At 70.2% G+C, this 2903-nt stretch carries 3 protein-coding genes; all 3 read left to right on the top strand.

The window, feature by feature from the left end:
• A partial coding sequence (locus FRW57_RS19880) for a transketolase-like TK C-terminal-containing protein (protein WP_275263221.1) occupies positions 1 to 538 on the top strand: 538 nt, incomplete at its 5' end.
• A gap of 1 nt (position 539) precedes the next feature.
• Positions 540 to 1697, top strand: a complete 1158-nt coding sequence (gene tal, locus FRW57_RS19875) for a transaldolase (protein ID WP_137121562.1) — start codon at positions 540 to 542, stop codon at positions 1695 to 1697.
• Positions 1694 to 2903, top strand: a 1210-nt coding sequence (locus FRW57_RS19870) for a glucose-6-phosphate isomerase (protein ID WP_152186865.1), incomplete at its 3' end; no start/stop codon positions are given. The genes tal and FRW57_RS19870, both read left to right, overlap by 4 nt.

The following is a 2903-nucleotide window of genomic DNA, read 5'->3' as shown; positions in this document are numbered from 1 at the left end:
GGCGGACGCCAACGAGACCGCCGTCGCCTGGCGCACGGTGCTCGGTCACCACGACCGGCCCGCCGCGCTGGCGCTCACCCGGCAGGCCGTGCCGACGGTCGACCGGTCCACCTACGCGTCCGCCGACGGTGTCGCCCGCGGCGGCTACGTGCTCGCGGAGGCGGATGGCGGCACGGCCCAGGTCATCGTCATCGCCACCGGCTCCGAGGTCAGCATCGCGCTGGACGCACGCGCCACCCTCCAGGCCCAGGGCGTGCCGGCCCGGGTGGTGTCCATGCCCTGCCGCGAGTGGTTCGAGGCGCAGGACGACGCCTACCGTGAAGAAGTGCTCCCCCACAGTGTCCGGGCGCGGGTCAGCGTCGAGGCGGCCGTCGCGTTCGGCTGGCGCGACCTCGTCGGCGACGCCGGGCGCTCGGTCAGCCTGGAGCACTTCGGTGCGTCGGCCGACTACAAGGTCCTCTACCAGGAGTTCGGCATCACCGCGGAGGCCGTCGTCTCCGCCGCACAGGAATCCATCAAGGCTGCAGGAGGCAACTGACATGGCACCACAGAACGGCAATCTCAAGGCCCTCTCGGACGCCGGGGTCTCCATCTGGCTCGACGACCTCAACCGGTCCCTGATCACCGACGGTGGGTTGCAGCAGCTCATCGACGAAAAGTTCGTCGTGGGCGTGACGACCAACCCGACGATCTTCGCCACCGCGCTGTCCGAGGGCTCCGCCTACAACGCGCAGGTCAAGGACCTGGCCGAGGCGAGCAAGGACGTCCACGGTGCCGTCTTCCAGATCACGACCGAGGACGTACGCACCGCCTGCGACGTGATGCGTCCGGTCTACGACCGCACCGACGGGCTGGACGGACGGGTGTCGATCGAGGTCGACCCGGGCCTGGCCGGCGACACCGCTGCGACCGTCGAGGAGGCGAAGCACCTGTGGGCCACGGTGGACCGGCCCAACGCCTACATCAAGATCCCGGCCACGGTGGAGGGGCTGTCGGCCATCTCGCAGACCCTGGCGGAGGGCATCAGCGTCAACGTCACGCTGATCTTCTCCCTCGACCGATACCGCGGCGTGATGAACGCCTTCCTCACCGGCCTCGAGCAGGCTCGTGAGGCCGGCAAGGACCTGTCGCAGATCCGGTCGGTGGCTTCCTTCTTCGTGTCCCGGGTGGACAGCGAGGTCGACAAGCGGTTGGACGCCCTGAACGAGCAGGGCGACAACGCCGAGATCGCGGCGCTCAAGGGCAAGGCAGGCATCGCCAACGCCAGGCTCGCCTACCAGGCCTACGAGGAGGTCTTCTCCACCCCGCGCTGGGCCAACCTGGAGGCCGACGGCGCACACCGGCAGCGTCCCCTGTGGGCGTCCACCGGAGTCAAGAACCCGGACTACCCCGACACCATGTATGTCGTGGAGCTGGTCGCTCCCAACACGGTCAACACCATGCCCACCAAGACGATGGAGGCCGTCGCGGACCACGGCGAGATCAAGGGCGACCAGGTCACGGGTCACTACGAGGACGCCAGGCAGGTGCTCGACGCGCTCGAGCGGGTCGGTGTCCCCTACGCCGACGTCGTCGACGTGCTCGAGAAGGAGGGCGTCGAGAAGTTCGAGAAGTCCTGGAGCGACCTGACCGGAAGCGTCCGGTCCGAGCTGGAGAAGGCCAAGGGTGACGACAGCTACGTCGAGGAGGGCAAGTGAGCTCGTCCAGCGTGACTGTGGTCGCCTCGGGCGCCGCTGCTGACGCGGTCGCCCGTCACGTGCCCACGCTGGTCAAGGAGGGTTTCGCGGGCAAACTCTTCGCGCAGGACCCGACGTTGTGGGGCCACGACGCGGAGGCCGAGTCCGGCAAACGACTTTCGTGGGTCGACCTTCCCCGAAGCTCCAGGCCGTTGGTCGGCGAGGTGGCCGCGTTGCGCGAGCACTTCACCAGCCAGGGGCTCGACCACGTGGTGCTCTGTGGGATGGGCGGTTCGTCCCTCGCACCCGAGGTAATCACCGCCACCGCGGCGGTGCCCCTCACCGTGCTCGACTCCTCGGACCCGGACTACGTCCGGGCCGCGCTCGAGGACCGTCTGGACCGGACCGTCGTGGTGGTGTCGAGCAAGTCCGGCTCCACGGTCGAGACCGACTCGCAGAAGCGGGCCTACGAGCACGCGTTCACCGAGGCGGGCATCGATCCGACCGAGCGGATCGTCATCGTCACCGACCCGGGCAGCCCGATGGATGAGGCGGCCCGAGCCGCGGGATACCGCGTGGTCAACGCCGATCCCGATGTGGGTGGGCGCTATTCAGCCCTCACGGCCTTCGGACTGGTGCCGAGCGGTTTGGCCGGTGCCGACATCGAGGCGCTGCTGGACGACGCCGAGGCGGTGGCCGACCTGCTGGCCGCGGACGACGAGGCCAACCCTGCGCTGCGCCTCGGCGCAGCGCTCGGCGGCACCGACCCCCTGCGCGACAAGCTCCTCCTGCGCGATGCGGGCACCGAGATCATCGGCTTCGGCGACTGGGCCGAGCAGCTGATTGCCGAGAGCACCGGCAAGAACGGCACGGGACTCCTGCCGGTCGTGGTCGGCACGGGCGGCCCTTCCGGCCCCGAGCTGGCCGCCGACGAGCTCGTGGTGCTGCTCCAGCCGGCCGAACAGTCCGACGAGCAGGTCGTCGAGGGCGACTCGGTGGGCGTGTCCGGCACACTCGGCGCACAGCTGCTGCTCTGGGAGGCCGCCGTCGCGACGGCCGGTCGACTCCTCGGCATCAACCCGTTCGACCAGCCCGACGTCGAGAGCGCCAAGCAGGCCGCCCGCGACGTGATGGCCGGCGGTGGCGGCGCCTCCGCCGGGCCGGCCTTCACCGACGGGGCCATCGAGGCGCGCGCCCTCGGCGGCGACTGGCTCGGTGAGGCGGGCA

It is taken from the genome of Segeticoccus rhizosphaerae (assembly GCF_009192725.1).
Taxonomy (GTDB): Bacteria; Actinomycetota; Actinomycetes; order Actinomycetales; family Dermatophilaceae; genus Segeticoccus; species Segeticoccus rhizosphaerae.
This window is presented reverse-complemented; position numbering and strand designations above follow the sequence as displayed.